Consider the following 19,527-nt stretch of genomic DNA (forward strand, 5'->3'; position numbering starts at 1 on the left):
CTCCAGCGCCCTCGGCGCCCGACACCGGGGCCGGCGGCCCGGGCCGAGGCCGGCCGGAGGCCGCCCCCAGGCCGGGGCCGGGCCGGCGCGGCCCGCTTTGCGGGCCGCCTTGACCTCGACTCTGGGACGGTCCGGGTCACGCGCAAGCTCGCCGCGCTGCGGAGTCACCTGGAATTCGGGCCGCCCAAGTCGGCTGCCGGGGCCCGGGTCGTCGTCGTGCCGGCCGCTGCCGTGGAGGCGCTGCGGGCGCATCTGGCCGAGTTCACCGCCGCCGATGCTGACGCCCTGGTCTTCACCGGCGACAAGGGCGCGCTGCTGCGGTCCGGCAACTTCGGCCGGGCGGTCAAGTGGACGCGGACGGTCGCAGCGCTGGGGCTGCCCGACTTCCACTTCCATGACCTGCGGCACACCGGAAACACCCTCGCCGCCGCCTCTGGGGCGAGCACTCGGGAGCTGATGCAGCGGCTGGGCTACGCGAGCATGCGGGCCGCATTGATCTACCAGCACGCGACCAGCGAGCGGGGCCGCGAAATCGCCTCGGCCATGGACCGGCGGATCGCCCGGCAGGCTCGGCGGAAGACCGGCAAGGGCAGCTAAGGGCGTGTCTCAAAGTCAGCTGCCCTACTGCGCGACCTACGGCCCTCGCCTGGCAGCCCGGCCAGGCGAGGGCCTGAAATCACCTCGCCTCTGCTCGCCTCGCCCGGTACGGTCGCGCGGGTGTTCTCACTGCAGGGAGCCCATGAGATCCGCGTGCGGCCACCCCGGCAGTTCCCACGCTGAGAGTAGGTTTCGTCAATGGCATGCCGTATCAGTGAGCTCGTGCTCAAGTGCCGCGACCCCGAGGTGCTGGCGCGGTTCTGGTGCGAGGTCCTGGACTTCATAGTGCTCGATCGCGAGGAGGAGGGCTGCATCGAGATAGGTCCGCGCGAAGGGTTCGGCGGCCCGCAGCCGACGATCTTCCTCATCCGCAACGACGAGCCGAAGAACGGGCATGCCCGGCTGCACATCGACGTCAACGCCACCGACCGCGATCAGGACGCCGAGCTCGAACGCCTCCTGGCCGTCGGGGCCGAACTCGTCGACATCGGTCAGCCCGCGGAGGCGTCCTGGCACGTCCTCGCCGATCCAGAAGGCAACGAGTTCTGCCTGCTCAAGCGCCGCCTCGACCCACTCTGACGGCCCTCGTCGGCAACGAGGGCCGCGCCCGGGTGGAGGGTGGGTGGCCACGAGGTCTCCGGGTCTGAGGTTCTTCTTGGTCGATGAACCCTTTACCGGAGACCTCACTACTTAGAGATCACGACACACCGTCACACAGCGGACTTCGAAACAGGCCCCTAGTGGCCCACGGATGGCCCGCAAGATCGAAGCGGGGGAGTGGCCGACCGGCCCAGGATCAGGGGATGGCGCCTCTGACCTGGGCCGGAGGTGTGTGGAGCGGGCGACGGGAATCGAACCCGCACCGTCAGTTTGGAAGGTGCCTTGATCTGGGCCTTCGGTACTCCCGGTAGGGCGGCTGACCACGGGTACTCGTTACTTGCTGTGGTCCGCTATCCGGTCGGCGCGTCCGTTGTTGACCCCTGTTGACCGACCGGACGGGCACGCGTCGGGCACGCGACCGCTTCCGTGTCAAGGAACGATCATGGGCGGGTGAGCTGCACGGAAAGACCTTCCGACGTGCAGGAACGGTCCGTCGGCGTCCGGGCGCGTCCCCGGTCGATCCGTACCAGTCGTCACCCAGTTGGTCACTCAGTCGGTCGCGGCCGAAGTCGCACCTGATGGTTGTGAGTTACGTGGTCCGACACGACACCATCGATGACTTCGCCGACGGCGGGCAGCTCTCTTCCGGCTGGGAGCTGAGTGACCTCCAGGAGGCCAACGGCATCCGGTTGACCCTCGATCTCGACGAAGACTCCGAAGCGCATCCGCGCCAGGACCCGGCCACTGATGTCCAGACCGACCGGCAGCGCGGCAATCGTTTGGGGCCACGAGCGGCGGGCTCGGTCGGCCCGGTCGGCGACGCCGGACCAGTCGTAATCAGCCACGGTCGCCATCCTCGCATGGAGGCACTGTCAGCTTGGGAATCGGGTTGGATCGCGGCACACAGCCGTGGTGCTCGCTGGTCATGGAATCACGGGCACCATGGCCAAGCTCTGCGATGGACCTCCGCTGGCCGGTGTTGACCGCTGAATCGGGCACGGATCGGGCACGGGCCCACGTGGGGCTGAGGCTTGAACCCCTAAGCCGCGAAGTGGCCGGGGATCGGCCGAAATTGGACCAAGCGACCACTGACCTGGGCCTGGGATCCTCGGCGTCTCTCGACGTCTCGCATGTCTTTCCGCCCTCGGTTGTGCCGGATCTGTGCCCGATGATCTTTGGACACCCGCTCAGCAGACGCCCGCCCGAGACACCCTCTGCCCTACAAAGCTGGCATGACCAAAGTTCGGAGGTCCGGGGTAGGGGCGGCTGGGGGTTGCGGCAACGAGTGCGGTGTCACCCCTGCGGCGAGCCACCCGACGAGCCGGGTGAACCTCCCACCGACAGTGACTCCTGAACTGTCCGGAGCGCGTGCAGCTGGGTAGCGAGCTGACGGCTCCGCGCGAGGTCTTCCGCTTCAGCTATGCCCTGGTTCAGCAGCTCCAGCATGCGCTGACGAACGGCCCGGACATCCAGTTCCTGCGGGAGGACCGCTTCCAGTACGAGCCGGCGTTGCCGGGTGAAGAAGGCGGCGCGACGGATGCCGACAAAGCCGGGCCGGACCCCCTCGCCCTCGGCCAGGAAGACCATCCAAAGCCTGAGCGGGGACTGGACGGTGCTGCCCGCTCGCCGAATCTCCTCGGCCGCGTTCTTGGCCGACCTCCCCCAGGTTGTCATCAGATGGTCTTCCCCGAGGATCACGTCGACGGCCAGCCCGGGCACTGGCCTGGGTGTGAACCCCCAGTACCGACGCCACCATCGCCAGGCGGCGATCGGACTGGCGACGGTGGCGAAGAGTCCGAGGATGATCATCCAGCCCGGGGCGATGACCAGGAACCCGTTGCTCGCGAGTCCGTCCCGGGTGGCGAGCTTCGTCGGGTCATCCGGATCGACGAACAGCTCAACCTCTTGCCCCACGCCGTAACGGTCGCTCGAGAAGTCGTTGAAGAGTTCCGCCTCGCGGTACGCCCCGAGGTACGCGTAACGCACCTCGAGGCGTACCGGCGGATCGTACTTGCCGAGGGGGATCACCTGTACCGAGGTGACCTGTCCCACGACCGCCTCTCCTGTCGAGATTCTGTCCTCGACCATCCGGGCCAGGAAGCTGGACATGACGAGTCCGGCAAGGGTTGTCACGACTCCCAGTAGTGCGGCCGCGACCCAGACTCGTGTCGGGGGTCGATACTGGTTCCTGAAGTCGTACACCCTGGTACCCCTACCTCTGGTCCCGCCATTTCCAGCGGACGTCAGGTTGCCACAAGGCGGCAACTGTCTCCTCCACGCGCCACCCGTGTCGGAAAGGCCCACGCGCGTGGATGCCATCCCGTCTGCCATCGACCCGCCCTGCTGGGGAGCGGGCCGCCGCCCGGTCCGCCACGTCAAGACGGCCTTGACGCAGGTTCGGACGCTGGCGGGTCGGGCGGTGGTCTGCTCGGCTTGCCCGGGTCGATGGCAGGCGGGATGGCCTACCGCAACCACCGACGGACCGTGACCCGCCGGCGGAGCCCCGGCCATCCTGGAGCCGGAGCGCCCCCGCCGGAGGCGCAGTAACCGCAACCCCGCGACCGCCCCCAGCTCGCCGACGCGGCCGGCGTGCCCTCCCCTGCGCCGCGCGGGCTCTTGGCCGCGCAGCCCGGCCGGCTGCCGGCCCACCAACTCCCCGGTCGACGGTCTGTCGTCGTGCGGCGGCCCCTGGGCTTTCCGCTGTCCGCGCCAGCCGCCGGGCATCAGGCGTGACGGCCGCAGAGCGACAGCGGCGCGGCCGGCGCGCGCCCAGGCGGCGGCGCGTGCGGCCCGTCAAGGGCCGCCTTGAAGACGTACAGAAAGTCCTCACCACCTAGCCGGCAGCCGGCTGTCCGGTCTCGGGACCTGCGTGACAGATCGGTATCAGGACCTGCGTGACACTGCGCCGAGTGGGTGAAGCAGGGTTAGTGGGTCCGCTGCTCGGCCCGCTGCGAGGCGTCGTACTGCCACAGCTGCGGCATGGCCCGGATGATGCCTGCGACGGCGAGGATGGTCAGCACCCCACCGACTGAGGTTGCCCAGCGTGGTCCCCAGGCCGCGCCCGTTACGCCGTGCAAGAGGTTGGCAATCTGTGGACCGCCCATCGTGACGACGATCATTGAGCCCTCGATCCGGCCGCGCAGCGCGTCGTCGGTATTCGCCTGGCTGATGGCGCGACGGAACGTGCTGAGCACGAAGTTCGCGCCCCCACCGGTCAACAGCGCGGCGGCGGCGAGCCACAGCTGGGGTGCCAACCCCAGCAGTACGACCGTCACCCCCCAGACGGCGGCGGCGGACGCCATCAGCACACCGTGCCGCCGTGCACGGGTAAACACGCCGGACACCAGCCCAACCGCGAACACGCCTGCCGGGTAGCTGGCGTAGAGCACACCAAGCTGGAAACCGCCCCCGGCCGCACCGCCGAATTCACGCTGGGCCAGCTCCGGGTAGAGCGCCCACGGTGCCCCGAACACCATCGCGGCGAGGTCCACCCCGATCAGCGCCACCAGCAACCGCCGTGAGAACAGGTAGCGGAAACCGTCCAGCAACTGGCCGACCATCGGCCGCCGCAGCGCCCCGCTCGCGCCAACCGAGGAAGGCGTCGTCCTGGTGGGCGGTACCGCCATCGGTGGCGGCACAGGTGGTTGCGGTGGGAGCGGAGCCAGCCGGAACACCGACCACGCGACGACCAGCAGCGCCAGCGTGTCCAACAGGTACAACGCGTCCAGCCCCACCACCGGGATCAGCACCCCGGCCAGCAGCGGACCCACAATCGACCCGGTGTACCGGACCAGCGCGCTCAGTCCGTTCGCGGCGGCCAGCAGGTCGGCCGGTACCACGCGGGGCACCGCCGCGCCCATCGCCGCCATGATCGCTCCGTAACTGAGGCCCTGGCAGGCGACCAGTGCCATCAGCACCGGTACCGACCGCAGATCCAGTGCCGCCTGCGCCCACAGCCCCGCGTACGTCAGCGCCAGGCAACCGTCGGCGACCAGCAGCAGCCGACGCCGATCCCAAGCATCGGCGAGGGCACCACCCCACAACGCCGACACCACCAGCGCGACCAGCGACACCGCCGCCGAGACCCCCACGGTCGCGGACGAGCCGGTCAACGTGAACAGCTGCGTGGGAATGGCCAGCCCGCTGAACGAACCACCCACCGCGGCGATCACCGACGCGACCCACAGCCGCCGATAGGCGGGGATCGCCAGCGGGCGCCGGTCCACCAGATACGCACCAAGCCTGCGCCCCCTGGCACCCCCTCCGGCACCGCCGATTCCGCTACCGGCGCTGCCAGCTCCAGCCGCCGTCGTCGGCGCTCCCATACCCATAACCCCCGGTCGGCTCATGCCGGCGGTGACCGGCACCGACGATGCTGGGCCTTACCCCAGGGGAAAAGTCCAGCAGCGATAAGAGGTTTGTCGAGCACGCACCCGATGATGATCGTCTAGCCGAACGTGTCACCCAGGTCCCGAGACTGATCTGTCACGCATCTCCTGAGACCCGACACAGCCGGCAGCCGGCTGTGTCCCGTGACGGGACATGCCTGACAGCGAGCGTCGCACCAGATGCTTGACATGATCGCTACGACCCAGAGGTGGCGGGTTTGGGTCCGAACGTGAGCGACATGGCGGGGGGCTGGCGGTGCAGGACCAGGACGAGGCTCAGTTCCCCGTGCGTGTGCCGTGGACATGGGCACCGGTTCGGCTGCGGCAGCGGGTATCGGTGCTGCTTGGCAGCGGCGAGGTCGCCAGCGTCGATGTTCGCGGTGGGATGTCTCCCGGTCCTGCGGCCGTCTTGTCGCTAGGTGATGGGCGGCGAGTCTTCGCCAAGGCGGTTTCCGCGCAGGTAAATGCCGCCTCGCACGAGCTGTACCTGTGGGAGGCAGCGGCGCTGCGGGCGTTGCCGGTCGACGTACCGGCGCCAGACCTGTTGGGGGTGGTGCAGGACGGCGACTGGGTTGCCCTGATCACCTCGTTTGCTCCTGGCACCGCCGCAGGACCGCCTTGGAGCACAGCAACCATCCGAGCCGTCGCTGACGCCTGCGAGCGCCTAGCGGCCCATCGCGCGCCGACAGGCATACCGCCGGTGATTGACCGCCTGCCTGATCTTGACGGCTGGGCCAAGCTCACCGCCGGCGAAGCCGGACCACTCGATCTCTGGGAAGCCCGCCATGTCGAGCAGTTGGCTCGCCTCACCGACGGTTGGCGCGACTGGACCCGCGGTGTCGTGCTCTCGGCGGCGAGGAGAGTGAAGCGACGGGCTCGTTCGGCTGCCATTCTGATCAAGCTCCTTTCGTTGCCGGGTGACGGCAGCACCAGTGAGCCGTCGTCCATAGCCGGCTTGGCCGTGACAATTTCCGGAGCCCAGGGACGCAGGAGTTCTTCAAGCGACATGCCGAACATGGCTTGCAGTGCGCGTCTCGTCGCGGGGGTTGTGCCGGCCGATCCTCGCTCGCCTCTGGCTAGTCGACCGAGATGCCGAGCGCTGATCGTCGCGGGTTCCTCCAACCGGAGGAACCTTTCGGCCAACTCCTCGTAGGTCCGGTCGCGTTGCTGGATCAGGTACTCCAGCATCGTCCGGGGTTCGCGGCGTGTGTTTGCCACCTGTTCCCCTCCTCGCTCCGGGCTCCTACGTCGACCTTCGCGCACAGGCGTGTCATCCCTCAACGAATGTCCCTGAGATGTCCTGGGTTGGTCCGTCAAAGGTCCTGCCCGGGACCTCGATAGGTCCTGGTCGATGACGCCACTCTCTCAGTGTGAGCCAGCAAGGCCACCGTGACGAGCAGTAGCGAGGGAGGGCAGCGCCATGAACGGTTCTCTGCTTGTGCCGGCGATCGCGATGGTCGTTGGTACGACTCTGCTGAGCTTGCAGATCTGGATCATGATCCGGATCAACCATGGCGCGACCCGGACCAGCCGTCGGCACACCCGCAAGAGCAGCCGATACGGACTGCGGGGCAGCATTCGCTACAGCGCGGGTGCTGCCCCCTCCCGTACCCTGAGCGGTGATGACTCCCGCGACCGATCCATCCTCGCTGCCCGACGACTGGTGGACAGCGACGGAGTGCGCCGCATACCTCGGAATCACGCGGGGCACCTGGACGGCGTACGTGTCCCGGGAGCAGGCGCCAGCACCCGAGCGGATGTTCGGTCGCTCCCCGGCGTGGAAGCCGCAGACGATCATGAGCTGGGCGGCGTCACGTCCCCGTCACGGCAAGTAGCTTCGAATCTTCCTCTTGCAGCACCCGTGCTGTAAAGTCGGCCACGAATACAGCACCAGTGCTGTATGGCAATCAAATAGATGGCCCCAGCGAGTTGCAGCTCGCTGAGGCCGTGCATCGGTTCCCTCTCGAAAGGACCAACACGATGCCTGTCCAGCGTACCGTTTGCCCTGCCCAACACGCTTCGGGCAACTCCTCGGCTGCGTCTGATGCTCGCCTGCTGTCTGCTGTGGCGACGCTTCGGGACGTGCTGGCCCCTGATGTGGCGCTGAACCTGCCCGCAGCCCTCGATGAGGCTGCTCTGCTGGCCTGCCTGTCCGTGTTCACCACGAACGCCACCACTGTCCCCGCACCGGACACCTCCTACCGGCCGGCGCGTCACAACTACGCCGGCTACTGCATCATGTGCGGCCTGCACGGCTGCCGATCGTCGGAGTGCATCTCCGACTTCGCCCGTACGACGTGGGCGGTCTGCACTGAGTGCAACGGAGCCGGCGTCGATCCGGCTTCCTCCGTCCGCTGCCTGTGCTGGGGCGGCCTCGTCGAGATCGACGGCATCCCCGTGGTATGTCCCTGCCCGAACCCGGGCGATGCGCGCTGCTCCTGCGGAGCCTGCCAGCGCATCCATGACGACCGCATCCACACCATCCTGCCCGGCGCTCAGGCCCTCGCCCTGGCGGTGATGCGGTGACCACCACACCCGTCCAGGCTTCCTACCGCTGGCGTCAACCCCGCCTTGCCCGAGGCTGGGAACCCGTCCAACTCATCGGCCGCATGAAAATCCTCGCCGCCCGTGACGGCGTGGAACTGCCGAAGACCTACCAACTCATCCGCGACATCTACCTGTGGGAACACCACCGGGCCGACCTGCCCGCACCCGTGGCCTCCCTGCTCGGCCGGATCTTCGACCACCCGAACCCGTTCGGCACCGGCCCAATCCAACACCTGCCCATGAAGGCGGCCCGCACCCGTGGCCGCTGACCTGATGACCGCTGTCCCGGACCAGATCCGCTCTGGTCCGGGGCACCGGCCCACCCCCGGCTCGCCAGGCTCCGTCGTCGGCCGCGACGAATCCGCGTTCCACCGCGCCACCGACCCGCGCGTCTTCGACTGGCTGGAGCACGTGCGACCAGCCGCGGGCTGCTCCCACCCGATCCGCCTCGCCGGTGAAGTCGCCACCATCGACCGCACCACCGGCCAACTCCTGTCCGCCGCCCGCACCGAGGACATGCCCGACGGAGAGATCTACAAGCCTTGCGGCAACCGCCGCCACGCCGTCTGCCCCTCCTGCGCCCGCACCTACCAGCGCGACGCCTACCAGCTCGTCCGCGCCGGCCTCGCCGGCGGCAAAGGCATCCCGCAGAGCGTGTCCGCGCATCCGGCGGTGTTCGTCACCCTCACCGCGCCGTCGTTCGGCCCCGTGCACACCCAACGCACCGACCGCCATGCTCGGGCGATCCCGTGCCGACCCCGCCGCCATCCCGAGCCGTGCCAGCACGGCGTGGACGTGCGCTGCCACCACACCCACACCGATGACGACCCCGCGCTCGGGGTGCCGCTGTGCCTGGACTGCTACGACCACCGGGCGCAGGTCGTGTGGAACCACTCCGCGCCCGAGCTGTGGCGGCGCACCACCATCGCACTGAACCGGCATCTACAGGCGCGTGCCCGCTCGCTGGGCATCCCTCGGGTGGAGCAGGTCACTGGGTCCGGCACCGTCCGGCGGGTGGCTCCAGTGAAGCTGTCCTTCGGCAAGGTCGCCGAGATGCAACGCCGGGGCGTCGTGCACTACCACGCGATCATCCGCCTCGACGGCGTTGACCCCCTCGACCGTGACGCGGTAATCCCGCCCCCAGCCGGGTTCGGCGTTGACGACCTGGTCGCCGCCGTCGATCACGCCGCCGTGTCGGTCGCCTTCACCACCCGCCCCCACCCAGCGGCGCCGCAAGGCTGGCCCATCACCTGGGGCGACCCCGGCAAAGGTGTCGACGTCCGCCCGGTCAACGCCGACGGCGACATCTCTGACGGCAAGGTCGCCAGCTACCTCGCCAAGTACGCCACCAAGAGCACCGAGGCCACTGGGCACGTCTCCCGCCGCCTCGACGGCGAAGTCATCGACCTCTACGCCAACGACCAAGGCACGCACCCCGAACGGCTCATCGACGCCTGCTGGACAGTCGGCCAACACCGCGACTGGCAACGCCTACGCCGCTGGGCGCACATGCTCGGCTTCGGCGGCCACTTCCTCACCAAGAGCCGCCGCTACTCGGTCACCTTTCGACTCCTACGCGACGCCCGGGTCATCTGGCGACGCACCGAAACCGGCCACGAGTTCCCCGACCAAACCGACGACACCACGCTCATCGTCGGGCTGCTCACCTACGCCGGCTCTGGCTGGCGCACCAGCGGTGACGCGCTGCTTGCCAACACCGCCGCCGCCATGGCCCGTGAGAGGCAACAGATTGCACGAGAGGAGATGACCACTGCTGCCTGAACCCGCAAGGAAAACCCGCCACGACGAGAGGAGAACCGCCCTGAACGAACCCCGCGACGTCGACATGCTCACCGTCGAGCAAGCCGCCAAGCGCCTCGGCACCGGAGTCCGCTTCGTGCGCCGCATCGTCGCTGAGCGCCGTATCCAGTTCTACAAGGTCGGAAAGTACGTCCGGTTCCACCCCGACGACCTCACCGACTACATCCGTCAAGGCCGTATTGACGCCATCCGGCCGATCCTGCATTACCGGAAGGGAGAACATGTCTGTGGCTAGCAAGCGACGCTTCGGCCGCGTCCGTAAACTTCCGTCCGGCCGCTACCAAGCCCGCTACCCCGGCCCGGACGGCATCGACCGACCCGCACCACACACCTTCGCCCGCAAGACTGACGCTGACAGGTGGCTCGCCGCCGTGGAAGCCGACATCCTCAAGGGCACCTGGCACGACCCGAACCGGGGTCGTGTCGCGCTGGGGGAGTACGTGACCACCTGGATCGACCACCGGCCCAACCTGCGGCCACGGACGGTCGACCTCTACCGGTGGCTGTCCCGCAAGTACATCGAACCCACCCTGAGCACGATCCTGCTCAGTGATCTCACGCCCGGCCGGGTCCGGGCCTGGTACGCCGAACTTGTCGCGGCTGGCGCGACCGCCACCATGACCGCCAAGGCGTACCGACTGCTGCACGCGGTGCTTGCCACCGCCGTCGACGACGAGCTGATCCGCCGCAACCCGTGCGGTATCAAGGGAGCGGGGGAGCACCACACCCCTGAGCGACCCGTGGCGACCATCGCCCAGGTCCTCGACATCGCCAGCCGGGTACCCGCGCGGTTTCGCGCCCTGGTGCTGCTGGCCGCCTTCACGAGCCTCCGCTACGGCGAACTCGCGGCGCTGCGCCGCCGCGACCTCGACCCGCGCTGTCAGACCCTCACGGTCCGCGCGACCCTGGTCGAGATGTCAGACGGACGCATGATCTTCGGCCCGCCCAAGTCGGCTGCGGGCCGTCGCTCCGTCACCATCCCGGCGGCGATCCGCCCTGATCTTGAGCGTCACGTGCGCGACTTTGTCGCCGACGACTCGGACGCCCTGGTCTTCACTGGCTCGAAGGGTGCCGCCCTGCGCCGCTCCAACTTCCAGAAGGCGGCCGGCTGGTCCGCCTCGGTCGCCGCCGCCGGCTTGCCCGGGTTCCACTTCCATGACCTGCGGCACACCGGCAACACCCTCGCCGCTGGCACGGGCGCCAGCCTGGCGGATCTGATGGCGCGGATGGGGCATGGCTCGACCCGTGCCGCGATGGTCTACCAACACGCCGTCGCCGAGCGCGACCGGACCATCGCTGACGCGCTGAGCGCCAGCATCGCCCAGGAGCGTGAGCGGGCACGTAGCGGGCACGTAGCGGGCACGCCCACACGACCGAGCGGTAGGCATGGATATGGCCCAGGTCGGATGAGCTGTCTGACCTGGGCCATCGTGTCGGAGCGGGCGACGGGAATCGAACCCGCACCGTCAGTTTGGAAGACTGAAGCTCTACCATTGAGCTACGCCCGCGGGCACCCCGCGTTGACGAGGCGCGTCGACAGCGTACCCAACGCCGGCCCCGCGCGCGCAGCCACATACCGCCGTGACGGTCCCCCGCGCGGCCCCGCCCCCGCCAAGATCCGCACAACTTCCAGGAAAGGGTGGCCTCACCATGCCTGGAGACCACTTTTCCCGGAAGTTGTCGCCGCGCCCGGCGGGGAGCCCGGCGGGGAGCGGATGGCGGGGCGAGCGGCGGGTTGGCGCGGCCCCGGCACGTCCGGTGGGCGCCGACGGCATACACTTCTCGTCGCCACGGGGTGTGGCGCAGCTTGGTAGCGCACTCGCTTTGGGAGCGAGGGGCCGTGGGTTCAAATCCCGCCACCCCGACTGTCGTCCGCGGCCGGGTCACCCGGGAACCGCCGATTTTTCCGCGCGGTACCCGGGCGCTGCCGAACCAGCGGCCCGGCTCGCCTACACTCGATGCGCGCAATCACGCCCAGAATCAACTGAGATCCGTCAAGGAGTACGCCTGTGAAGAGCACCGTCGAGACTCTGAGCCCGACGCGCGTGCGGCTCGCCATCGAGGTGCCGTTCGTCGAGCTCGAGCCGAGCCTCAGGAAGGCGTACCGGGAGATCGGTTCGCAGGTGCAGGTTCCCGGCTTCCGCCGGGGCAAGGTGCCGACCGCCGTGATCGACCAGCGGGTGGGCCGGGGCACCGTCCTCAACGAGGCGGTGCAGGAGGCCATCCCGGAGAACATCCTCGCCGCGGTCCGCGAGCACGACCTGAAGACCCTCGGTCGCCCGGAGGTCGAGATCACCGAGTTCAACGACGGTGACTCGCTGAACTTCACCGCCGAGGTCGACGTCCGTCCGGAGATCTCCCTGCCGGACCCGGCCACCATCGAGGTGACCGTGGACGAGATCCAGATCGACGACAGCGAGATCGACGAGCAGGTCAAGGGCCTGCGGGAGCGGTTCGCCACCCTGAAGACGGTCGAGCGGGCCGCCCAGGAGGGCGACTACGTCCAGATCGACCTGAACGCCACCGTCGACGGCGAGGACGTGCCGGGCGGCTCGGCGAGCAACATCTCGCACGAGGTCGGCAGCAAGCAGCTCCTGCCGGGCCTGGACGAGGCCGTGGTCGGCCTCGCCGCCGACGACAGCACCACCTTCTCCACCCAGCTCGTGGGCGGTGACTTCGCCGGCCGGGATGCCGAGGTGGCGGTGACTGTGCGCACGGTCAAGGAGAAGGAACTGCCGGAGCTGGACGACGACTTCGCCCAGATGGCGAGCGAGTTCGACACCATCGAGGAGCTGCGGAACGACCTGCGGCAGCGGGTCACCCAGGGCAAGCAGGTCGAGCAGATCTACGCCGCCCGGGACAAGGCCCTCAAGCAGATGGTCGCCACCGCCGAGGTGCCGGCCCCGGAGGGTGTCGTCCGCGAGGAGGTCGAGAGCCGCAAGGCCGCGATGGTCGATCAGCTCGAGCGGATCGGGGCCTCCCTGGAGGAGTACCTCGCCGCCGAGGAGAAGACCGAGGAGCAGATCGACGCCGAGCTGACCGAGGCGGCGACGGACGGGGTCAAGATCCAGCTCCTGCTGGACACCCTGGCCGACGCCGAGGACGTCCAGGTCTCCGACGACGAGTTCGGTCACGAGATCGTGCACCGCGCCCAGCGCGCCGGCATGGCCCCGCAGCAGTACTACGACCAGCTGGTCCGCTCCGGCGCCGCCGGGGCCGTCTTCGGTGACGTCCGCCGCGGCAAGGCGCTGGCCTCGGTGATGGAGAAGATCAAGATCAAGGACTCGGCAGGCAACGAGGTCACCCTCGAGGCGCTGCGTGCCCAGAACGAGGCCGAGCACGACCACCAGCACTGATCGTCCCGGGTTGGCCGCCGTCCGCCGCTTCGCGGTGGGCGGCGGCCGAAACCCTTTCCGGGGTACGTCTCCAGGACAGCTGCGCTGATAGCGAACAGTGCCGCGACCGGGAGTGCGCCCCCCGGCTGAGCGGTTAGTGTCGGGTAGGACGGGTACGGAGACTGAAGGGCTGCCATGACCGACATGCACATCCCAGCGAAGCCGCTCCGGGCGATCGAGGCCCGCGGTGGCGACACCATTGGCAACCTCGACGACTCGGTCTACAACCGGTTGCTCAAGGAGCGGATCATCTTCCTGGGCAGCGAGGTGACCGACCAGGTCGCCAACCGCATCTGCGCGCAGCTGCTGCTGCTCGCGGCGGAGGACCCGGACCGCGACATCAACCTCTGGATCAACTCGCCGGGTGGCTCGGTCTACTCCGGCATGGCGATCTACGACACCATGCAGTTCATCGACAACGACGTGTCGACCGTGGCGATGGGCATGGCGGCCTCGATGGGCCAGCTGCTGCTCTGCGCGGGCACCAAGGGCAAGCGCTACGCCCTGCCGCACGCGCGGATCATGATGCACCAGCCGTCCGGTGGCCTCGGCGGCACCGCGTCGGACATCGCGATCCAGGCCGAGCAGATGCTCTACACGAAGCGGATGTTCCAGGAGCGGGTCGCGCACCACACCGGCCAGAGCCAGGCGCAGATCGAGGCGGACTCGGACCGGGACCGCTGGTTCACCGCCCAGGAGGCCATGGACTACGGCTTCATCGACAAGGTGATCATCGGGGCCGCTCAGGTTCCGGATGGCGCCGGGACCCTGAGCTGAGGAGCTGACGATGACCGATCTGAGCCTGCCGCCCCAGTTCGCGGCCGTGCACAACCGCTACGTGCTTCCCTCGTTCGTGGAGCGCACGTCGTACGGGGTCAAGGAATCCAACCCGTACAACAAGCTCTTCGAGGACCGGATCATCTTCCTGGGCGTGCAGGTGGACGACGCGTCGGCCAACGACGTGATGGCCCAGCTGCTGACGCTCGAAGGCACCGACCCGGACCGCGACATCATCATGTACATCAACTCGCCGGGTGGCTCGTTCACCGCCATGACGGCGATTTACGACACGATGCAGTACGTCCGGCCGGACATCCAGACCGTGTGCCTGGGTCAGGCGGCCAGCGCCGCGGCGGTGCTGCTCTCCGCCGGCACCCCGGGCAAGCGGATGGCGCTGCCCAACTCCCGGATCATCATCCACCAGCCGGCCACCGAGGGTGGCTACGGTCAGGGCTCGGACATCGAGATCCAGGCCCGGGAGATCCTGCGGATGCGGACCCAGCTGGAGGACATGCTCTCCCGGCATTGCAATCGGCCGACCGAGCAGGTCCGCAAGGATATCGATCGGGACAAGATCATGACGGCCGAGGAGTCCAAGGAGTACGGGCTGGTCGACACGATCCTCACCAGCCGCAAGAAGGGCCTGCTGGCGGCGAACGCCGCGAGCTGAGCAACACCGGGTCGGAGGTCGGCCGTGGATCCGTTCCCGGCCGACCTCTGACACACCCGTTTTGGGGGTCGGAGAAACCTCCGCCAGCGGGTAACGTCGGGTCTGTACCGCTTCGCTGGGTCGGACCGGCGGGGCTAACAGACGGACGGGCGCCCGGCGCCCGCAGGTCAGGGCCGGCGTTCCGGCCGACGAGTGCAGGGAGAACGTAGGTGGCACGGATCGGTGACGGCGGCGACCTACTGAAATGCTCCTTCTGTGGTAAGTCGCAGAAGCAGGTCAAGAAGTTGATCGCGGGCCCCGGGGTCTACATCTGTGACGAGTGCATCGATCTCTGCAACGAGATCATCGAGGAGGAGCTGGCCGAGTCCGGCGAGGTGAAGTGGGAAGAGCTTCCCAAGCCGATGGAGATCTGCCAGTTCCTCGACAACTACGTGGTCGGTCAGGACCAGGCCAAGAAGGCGCTCGCGGTCGCGGTCTACAACCACTACAAGCGGATCCAGGCCGAGGCGGCCGGCGCGCCGGGTTCCGGCAGCGACGCCGTCGAGTTGGCCAAGTCCAACATCCTGCTGCTCGGCCCGACCGGCTGCGGCAAGACCCACCTGGCGCAGACCTTGGCGCGGATGCTCAACGTGCCGTTCGCGATCGCCGACGCCACCGCGCTCACCGAGGCGGGCTACGTCGGCGAGGACGTGGAGAACATCCTCCTCAAGCTGATCCAGGCCGCGGACTACGACATCAAGCGCGCCGAGACCGGCATCATCTACATCGACGAGGTCGACAAGATCGCCCGTAAGTCGGAGAACCCGTCGATCACCCGGGACGTCTCCGGCGAGGGCGTCCAGCAGGCGCTGCTCAAGATGCTGGAAGGCGCGGTGGCCAACGTGCCGCCGCAGGGCGGCCGGAAGCACCCGCACCAGGAGTTCATCCAGATCGACACCACCAACGTGCTGTTCATCTGCGGTGGCGCCTTCGCGGGGCTGGACCAGATCATCGAGGCCCGGACGGGTTCCGGCGGCACCGGCTTCGGCGCCCGGCTCCGGTCGGTCTCCGAGCGGTCGACCGACGACATCTTCAGCCAGGTCATGCCGGAGGACATGCTCAAGTTCGGGCTGATCCCGGAGTTCATCGGCCGGCTCCCGGTGATCACCAACGTGCGCAGCCTCGACCGTTCGGCGCTGGTGCGGATCCTGACCGAGCCGCGCAACGCCCTGGTCCGGCAGTACCAGCGCCTCTTCGAGCTGGACGGCGTCGAGCTGGAGTTCGAGCCCCCGGCGCTGGATGCCATCGCCGACCAGGCGATGCTCCGCGGCACGGGCGCCCGCGGCCTCCGGGCCATCATGGAAGAGGTCCTGCTCTCCGTGATGTACGAGGTGCCGAGCAACCCGGACGCCGCCCGGGTGCTGATCACCCGCGAGGTGGTCCTGGAGAACGTGAACCCGACGATCGTGCCCCGCGAGTTCACCGGTCGCCGGGCTCGCCGGGACCGCGAGGAGAAGTCCGCCTGACCTTCGTATCGACCGCGCCCGGGGTCACTCCGGGCGCGGTCGGCGTGAGCGGGTCCGGCGATCCCACTCGCCCGACGGGGTGACGACCACCATCACCAGGCGTACCGGCTCGTCGCCCGTGTTGCGGTAGCCGTGCTCCCGGTCGGCGCGGAACTCGATCGTCTCCCCGGCCCGTACGACGTGCGCGACGCCGTCGACCAGGACCGTCGCCGTGCCGCTCAGGACGTGCAGCACCTCCCGGGTGCCGCGGGGATGGTCGGGGGAGTGGTGCGTCTCGCCCGGCTGCAGCCGCCAGTCCCAGAGTTCGATCAGGTCCGGCTCGGCCAGGCCGCTGAGCAGGTGGGCGGTCCCGCCGTGCTGGCCACGCCAGAGGACCGGCGCCTCGCCGGCGGTGGTGTGGCGCACGGTGGTTTCCTCGGCCGGCTCGAGGAGTTGGGCGATGTTGACCCCGAAGGCGTCCGCGACCCGGCAGAGCGTGCCGATGCTCGGGTTGGTGCGGGCCCCTTCGATCTGCACGAGCATGCCCTTGCTGACTCCGGACCGGCCGGCCAGTTCCTCGAAGGACCAGCCGCGCGCGGCCCGCAGCTCGCGTACCTGCCGTGCGACGGCGGAGGTCACCGCGCTCACCCGCCCGGCCCCGGCGTCGGTCATCACACTATCCCTCGCGGTTAATATTGTGGTACGACATCTGGATGTTCCCCATTGTGCTCGCCGCGGTGTCCGCGGTCGCGTTCGGCACGGCCGACTTCTCCGGCGGAAAGGCCTCCCGCCGGGCCGACCCGGTCGCCGTCACGGTGGTCTCGCAGCTGCTGAGCGTCCCGCTGCTGCTCGCGCTCGTGCTGGTGGTACCCGGCACCCCGCACACCGTCGACCTGGTCTGGGGTCTCCTCGCCGGGGTGGCCGGCGCCGCCGGCGTGGTGCTGCTCTACCGGGCCCTCGCGGGCGGAATGATGGCGGTCGTCGCGCCGATCACGGCGATCACCGCCGCCCTGGTGCCGATCGGCGCCGGGCTGGTCACCGCCCACTCGCCCGGCACCCTCGCGCTCTGCGGCGCCGGCCTCGCCGTGCTGGCGATCGCCCTGGTGAGCCTCGGCGAGGGCGGCATCTCCGGGGCGGTGTCGCCGCGCCTGGTGGGGATGGCCCTCGGCGCCGGCGCCCTCTTCGGCGTCTTCTTCGCTCTCCTGGGGCAGGCCGACAAGGACGCCGGCATGTGGCCGGTGCTGGCCGTACGGGTCAGCTCGATCGGCTTCGGGCTCGCCCTGGCCGCGCGGACCGGGGTGAGCCTGCGACTCGGGCCCCGGGTGCTCGGCTGGGCCGCGGCGGCCGGCCTGCTGGACTCCGCGGCGAACGCGCTCTACCTGGCGGCGGCCGGCCGTGGCCACCTGAGCATCGTCGCCGCGATCGCCGCGCTGTACCCGGCGAGCACGGTGCTCCTCGCGCTCGCGGTGGACCGGGAGCGCCTTCGCCCAGTGCAGATCGCCGGTCTGGGCTTCGCCGCCGGGGCGCTGGTGCTGGCGACCCTGTGAGCCCTGTCGTCGACCGCCGCTCGTCCGTACGCTGAGCCCATGCGCGTCGCCGTCTGCCAGCTCAACGCCCGCGACGACCGGGCGGCGAACCTCGCCGCCGCCGAGGCTTTGCTGGTCCAGGCCGCGGCGGCCGGCGCCGATCTCGCCGTCCTCCCCGAGTACGTCGACTACCTCGGCCCGGCGAAGGGGATGCCGGATCCCGAGTCGGTGGACGGCCTGGTGGGGGAGTTCTTCGCCGCGGTGGCCCGCCGGCTCGGCATCTGGGTGGTCGCCGGCTCCTTCCACGAGGCCGGCCCCGACCCGGAGCACACCTGGAACACCGCGCTGGTCTTCGACCGGACGGGCGCCCTCGCTGCCAGCTACCGAAAGATCCATCTGTACGACGTGGAGATCCCGGGCCGGGTGTCGTACCTCGAGTCGGCGACCGTGGCCCCCGGGGAGCAGCCCGTGGTTGTCGACGTCGAGGGTCTGCGGGTGGGCCTCTCGATCTGCTACGACCTGCGCTTCCCGGAGCTGTACCGGCAGCTCGCGACCGAGGGGGGCGCGCACCTCCTCGTCGTCCCCGCGGCGTTCATGATGCATACCGGGCGGGACCACTGGGAGGTCCTGCTGCGTGCGAGGGCCATCGAGAACCAGTGCTTCGTCGCCGCCGCCGGCCAGACCGGGGATCACGAGCCGGGGCGGACCTGTTTCGGACGCAGCATGGTGGTGGACCCGTGGGGGACGGTGCTGAGCCAGGTGCCGGACGGGCCGGGTCTGGCCGTCACCGACCTGGACCTGGATCGGCTGCGCACCATCCGGGCGGAGCTGCCGAGCCTCGCGAACCGGCGGCTCTGACGACGGTCAGCTCTCCAGGAGCACGCCGACGACGGTGAAGCCGGCGATCGCCGCGGCGGTGATGAGCAGGGCGGTCGTCATCCGTGAGGGGCCGCGCCGGGCGAGCCGTCCGACCGACACCAGGACGACGAAGAGCACGAACGCGCCGATGACCAACTGCCAGAAGGGCAGCAGCAGCCCGAGCAGCGCTTCCTCGGCGAGCGGGGTCGCCGGGATGCGGGACACGTCATCCATGCCAGACACTCTGGCACGGCAGGGCCGTCGATGGTTTGCCGCAGACCCGTTCTCCGCCGCCGGATGCCCGTCTCCGGTCGCGGCGAACCACTGATGGACGTTGATTTGCCTTCTCGGGACCGTCCGCGTAACTTTCTCTCTGCACGCGGGAGGCCGGACAAACGGGCCGAGAGCGGGCACCAGGCTCGTGGCGGAGACGCCGAGCGGGACTGAGGATTCGGGCGGTGCGAAAGACTCCGAGAGATACGGAGTTGCGATCGCGAAGCCGACCGGGTAGAGTTCGAAGGCCGGCAGGGAGCCGGGCAGGTGGCCGCGAGAGCGGCGATCGGCCGGTCTGCCGCTTCCCACGACAGAAACGACCGCCGAGTACGGCGTGCGTCAGCGTGGATCGGACCGAACCAAGTTGATCGCCTCGGACACGAGGTTGACAACGAAGATCGGGCCGGGTAAGTTAGAGAGGTTGCCCCGGACGGGGGTTCTACGGTGTAGAGCTTCTAGATGGTGTGTGGTTGTTCTTTGAGAACTCAACAGGGTGCTTGATAAGCCAGTGCCAAATTGATTTATACCCCGGACTGGTGGGTCCTTCCTTTGGGAGGGTTTGCTGGTTTGGATTCCTTTGGCAACACT

The 19,527-nt window shown here is 69.1% G+C and carries 19 protein-coding genes, 2 tRNA genes and 1 pseudogene; 16 read left to right on the forward strand and 6 right to left on the reverse strand.

All coding sequences use genetic code 11. The annotated features are described in order from the left end of the window. On the forward strand, positions 1-597 hold a 597-nt coding region (locus SLP03_RS29680; protein ID WP_319463957.1), incomplete at its 5' end, for a tyrosine-type recombinase/integrase. Positions 598-795: 198 nt separating this feature from the next. Then, complete coding sequence (locus tag SLP03_RS29685) at positions 796-1,176, forward strand: VOC family protein (RefSeq protein ID WP_319463958.1); 381 nt, start codon at positions 796-798, stop codon at positions 1,174-1,176. A 566-nt stretch (positions 1,177-1,742) separates the two neighbouring features. On the opposite strand, the gene SLP03_RS29690 is transcribed toward SLP03_RS29685, so the two are convergent. The 3 genes from SLP03_RS29690 to SLP03_RS29700 form a co-directional block, all read right to left on the reverse strand. Continuing rightward, positions 1,743-2,042, reverse strand: coding sequence for a hypothetical protein (locus SLP03_RS29690; RefSeq protein WP_319463959.1), 300 nt, complete (start codon positions 2,040-2,042; stop codon positions 1,743-1,745). Positions 2,043-2,490: 448 nt separating this feature from the next. Beyond that, a complete protein-coding gene (locus SLP03_RS29695) occupies positions 2,491-3,921 on the reverse strand; it encodes a DUF3592 domain-containing protein (RefSeq protein ID WP_319463960.1) in 1,431 nt (476 codons plus the stop codon). Between the two features lie 200 nt (positions 3,922-4,121). Beyond that, complete coding sequence (locus SLP03_RS29700) at positions 4,122-5,522, reverse strand: MFS transporter (protein ID WP_319463961.1); 1,401 nt, start codon at positions 5,520-5,522, stop codon at positions 4,122-4,124. A 319-nt stretch (positions 5,523-5,841) separates the two neighbouring features. Here SLP03_RS29700 and SLP03_RS29705 point away from each other — a divergent pair, with 319 nt between their 5' ends. From SLP03_RS29705 to xerC, 7 genes and pseudogenes are all read left to right on the forward strand, one after another. Further along, entirely contained in the window at positions 5,842-6,738 is an 897-nt protein-coding gene (locus tag SLP03_RS29705; protein ID WP_319463962.1) for a hypothetical protein, read from the forward strand. Between the two features lie 469 nt (positions 6,739-7,207). Continuing rightward, positions 7,208-7,420 carry a hypothetical protein gene (locus SLP03_RS29710; protein ID WP_319463963.1) on the forward strand — a complete coding sequence of 71 codons (213 nt, stop codon included), beginning with the start codon at positions 7,208-7,210 and terminating at the stop codon, positions 7,418-7,420. A 247-nt stretch (positions 7,421-7,667) separates the two neighbouring features. Then, the gene (locus tag SLP03_RS29715) at positions 7,668-8,111 is read left to right on the forward strand and encodes a hypothetical protein (RefSeq protein ID WP_319463964.1); all 444 of its coding nucleotides are present in this window, start codon (positions 7,668-7,670) and stop codon (positions 8,109-8,111) included. Beyond that, complete coding sequence (locus SLP03_RS29720; RefSeq protein ID WP_319463965.1) at positions 8,108-8,401, forward strand: hypothetical protein; 294 nt, start codon at positions 8,108-8,110, stop codon at positions 8,399-8,401. The genes SLP03_RS29715 and SLP03_RS29720 overlap by 4 nt, the downstream gene beginning before the upstream one ends. After that, the gene (locus tag SLP03_RS29725) at positions 8,391-9,914 is read left to right on the forward strand and encodes a replication initiator (RefSeq protein ID WP_319463966.1); all 1,524 of its coding nucleotides are present in this window, start codon (positions 8,391-8,393) and stop codon (positions 9,912-9,914) included. The genes SLP03_RS29720 and SLP03_RS29725 overlap by 11 nt, the downstream gene beginning before the upstream one ends. A gap of 64 nt (positions 9,915-9,978) precedes the next feature. Then, positions 9,979-10,188, forward strand: a complete 210-nt coding sequence (locus tag SLP03_RS29730; protein ID WP_319463967.1) for a helix-turn-helix domain-containing protein — start codon at positions 9,979-9,981, stop codon at positions 10,186-10,188. Further along, a pseudogene (xerC, locus tag SLP03_RS29735) lies at positions 10,175-11,218 on the forward strand (tyrosine recombinase XerC); the annotation flags it as partial. The gene SLP03_RS29730 and the pseudogene xerC, both read left to right, overlap by 14 nt. Positions 11,219-11,390: 172 nt before the next feature. Here xerC and SLP03_RS29740 read toward each other — a convergent pair. Continuing rightward, positions 11,391-11,461: transfer RNA gene (locus tag SLP03_RS29740), tRNA-Gly, on the reverse strand. 283 nt (positions 11,462-11,744) lie between these two features. Between SLP03_RS29740 and SLP03_RS29745 the strand changes: the two genes are divergently transcribed. The 5 genes from SLP03_RS29745 to clpX all read left to right on the forward strand — a co-directional run bounded on the left by SLP03_RS29745 (position 11,745) and on the right by clpX (position 16,303). After that, positions 11,745-11,818: transfer RNA gene (locus SLP03_RS29745), tRNA-Pro, on the forward strand. A 144-nt stretch (positions 11,819-11,962) separates the two neighbouring features. Continuing rightward, positions 11,963-13,309 (forward strand): trigger factor, encoded by a 1,347-nt coding sequence (gene tig, locus SLP03_RS29750; protein ID WP_319463968.1) that lies wholly within the window; start codon positions 11,963-11,965, stop codon positions 13,307-13,309. 174 nt (positions 13,310-13,483) lie between these two features. Beyond that, positions 13,484-14,125, forward strand: coding sequence for an ATP-dependent Clp protease proteolytic subunit (locus SLP03_RS29755; RefSeq protein ID WP_200214946.1), 642 nt, complete (start codon positions 13,484-13,486; stop codon positions 14,123-14,125). 10 nt (positions 14,126-14,135) lie between these two features. Then, positions 14,136-14,798 carry an ATP-dependent Clp protease proteolytic subunit gene (locus SLP03_RS29760; RefSeq protein WP_319463969.1) on the forward strand — a complete coding sequence of 221 codons (663 nt, stop codon included), beginning with the start codon at positions 14,136-14,138 and terminating at the stop codon, positions 14,796-14,798. Between the two features lie 209 nt (positions 14,799-15,007). Continuing rightward, complete coding sequence (gene clpX, locus SLP03_RS29765; RefSeq protein ID WP_319463970.1) at positions 15,008-16,303, forward strand: ATP-dependent Clp protease ATP-binding subunit ClpX; 1,296 nt, start codon at positions 15,008-15,010, stop codon at positions 16,301-16,303. A 24-nt stretch (positions 16,304-16,327) separates the two neighbouring features. On the opposite strand, the gene SLP03_RS29770 is transcribed toward clpX, so the two are convergent. After that, a complete protein-coding gene (locus SLP03_RS29770; RefSeq protein WP_319463971.1) occupies positions 16,328-16,954 on the reverse strand; it encodes an XRE family transcriptional regulator in 627 nt (208 codons plus the stop codon). A 41-nt stretch (positions 16,955-16,995) separates the two neighbouring features. Here SLP03_RS29770 and SLP03_RS29775 point away from each other — a divergent pair, with 41 nt between their 5' ends. Continuing rightward, on the forward strand, positions 16,996-17,829 hold the full coding sequence (locus tag SLP03_RS29775; protein ID WP_319463972.1) for an EamA family transporter: 834 nt from the start codon (positions 16,996-16,998) through the stop codon (positions 17,827-17,829). A gap of 39 nt (positions 17,830-17,868) precedes the next feature. Continuing rightward, positions 17,869-18,666, forward strand: a complete 798-nt coding sequence (locus SLP03_RS29780; protein WP_319463973.1) for a carbon-nitrogen hydrolase family protein — start codon at positions 17,869-17,871, stop codon at positions 18,664-18,666. Between the two features lie 6 nt (positions 18,667-18,672). Here the strand turns inward: SLP03_RS29780 and SLP03_RS29785 are convergent, their stop codons facing one another. Further along, positions 18,673-18,900: a hypothetical protein gene (locus SLP03_RS29785; RefSeq protein WP_413644764.1), complete on the reverse strand. Its 228-nt coding sequence runs from the start codon at positions 18,898-18,900 to the stop codon at positions 18,673-18,675. Between the last annotated feature and the right edge of the window lie 627 nt (positions 18,901-19,527).

It is taken from the genome of Micromonospora sp. RTP1Z1 (genome assembly GCF_033804685.1).
GTDB lineage: Bacteria > Actinomycetota > Actinomycetes > Mycobacteriales > Micromonosporaceae > Micromonospora.

What these genes read in the sequence shown, in the direction of transcription:
- SLP03_RS29770 (WP_319463971.1), bottom strand. Translation starts at nt 16,954, where the DNA reads ATGACCGACGCCGGGGCCGGGCGGGTGAGCGCGGTGACCTCCGCCGTC.
- SLP03_RS29780 (WP_319463973.1), top strand. Translation starts at nt 17,869, where the DNA reads ATGCGCGTCGCCGTCTGCCAGCTCAACGCCCGCGACGACCGGGCGGCG.
- SLP03_RS29760 (WP_319463969.1), top strand. Translation starts at nt 14,136, where the DNA reads ATGACCGATCTGAGCCTGCCGCCCCAGTTCGCGGCCGTGCACAACCGC.
- SLP03_RS29695 (WP_319463960.1), bottom strand. Translation starts at nt 3,921, where the DNA reads ATGCCCGGCGGCTGGCGCGGACAGCGGAAAGCCCAGGGGCCGCCGCAC.
- SLP03_RS29685 (WP_319463958.1), top strand. Translation starts at nt 796, where the DNA reads ATGGCATGCCGTATCAGTGAGCTCGTGCTCAAGTGCCGCGACCCCGAG.
- SLP03_RS29710 (WP_319463963.1), top strand. Translation starts at nt 7,208, where the DNA reads ATGACTCCCGCGACCGATCCATCCTCGCTGCCCGACGACTGGTGGACA.
- SLP03_RS29775 (WP_319463972.1), top strand. Translation starts at nt 16,996, where the DNA reads ATGTTCCCCATTGTGCTCGCCGCGGTGTCCGCGGTCGCGTTCGGCACG.
- SLP03_RS29785 (WP_413644764.1), bottom strand. Translation starts at nt 18,900, where the DNA reads ATGGATGACGTGTCCCGCATCCCGGCGACCCCGCTCGCCGAGGAAGCG.
- SLP03_RS29755 (WP_200214946.1), top strand. Translation starts at nt 13,484, where the DNA reads ATGACCGACATGCACATCCCAGCGAAGCCGCTCCGGGCGATCGAGGCC.
- SLP03_RS29700 (WP_319463961.1), bottom strand. Translation starts at nt 5,522, where the DNA reads ATGGGAGCGCCGACGACGGCGGCTGGAGCTGGCAGCGCCGGTAGCGGA.
- SLP03_RS29730 (WP_319463967.1), top strand. Translation starts at nt 9,979, where the DNA reads ATGCTCACCGTCGAGCAAGCCGCCAAGCGCCTCGGCACCGGAGTCCGC.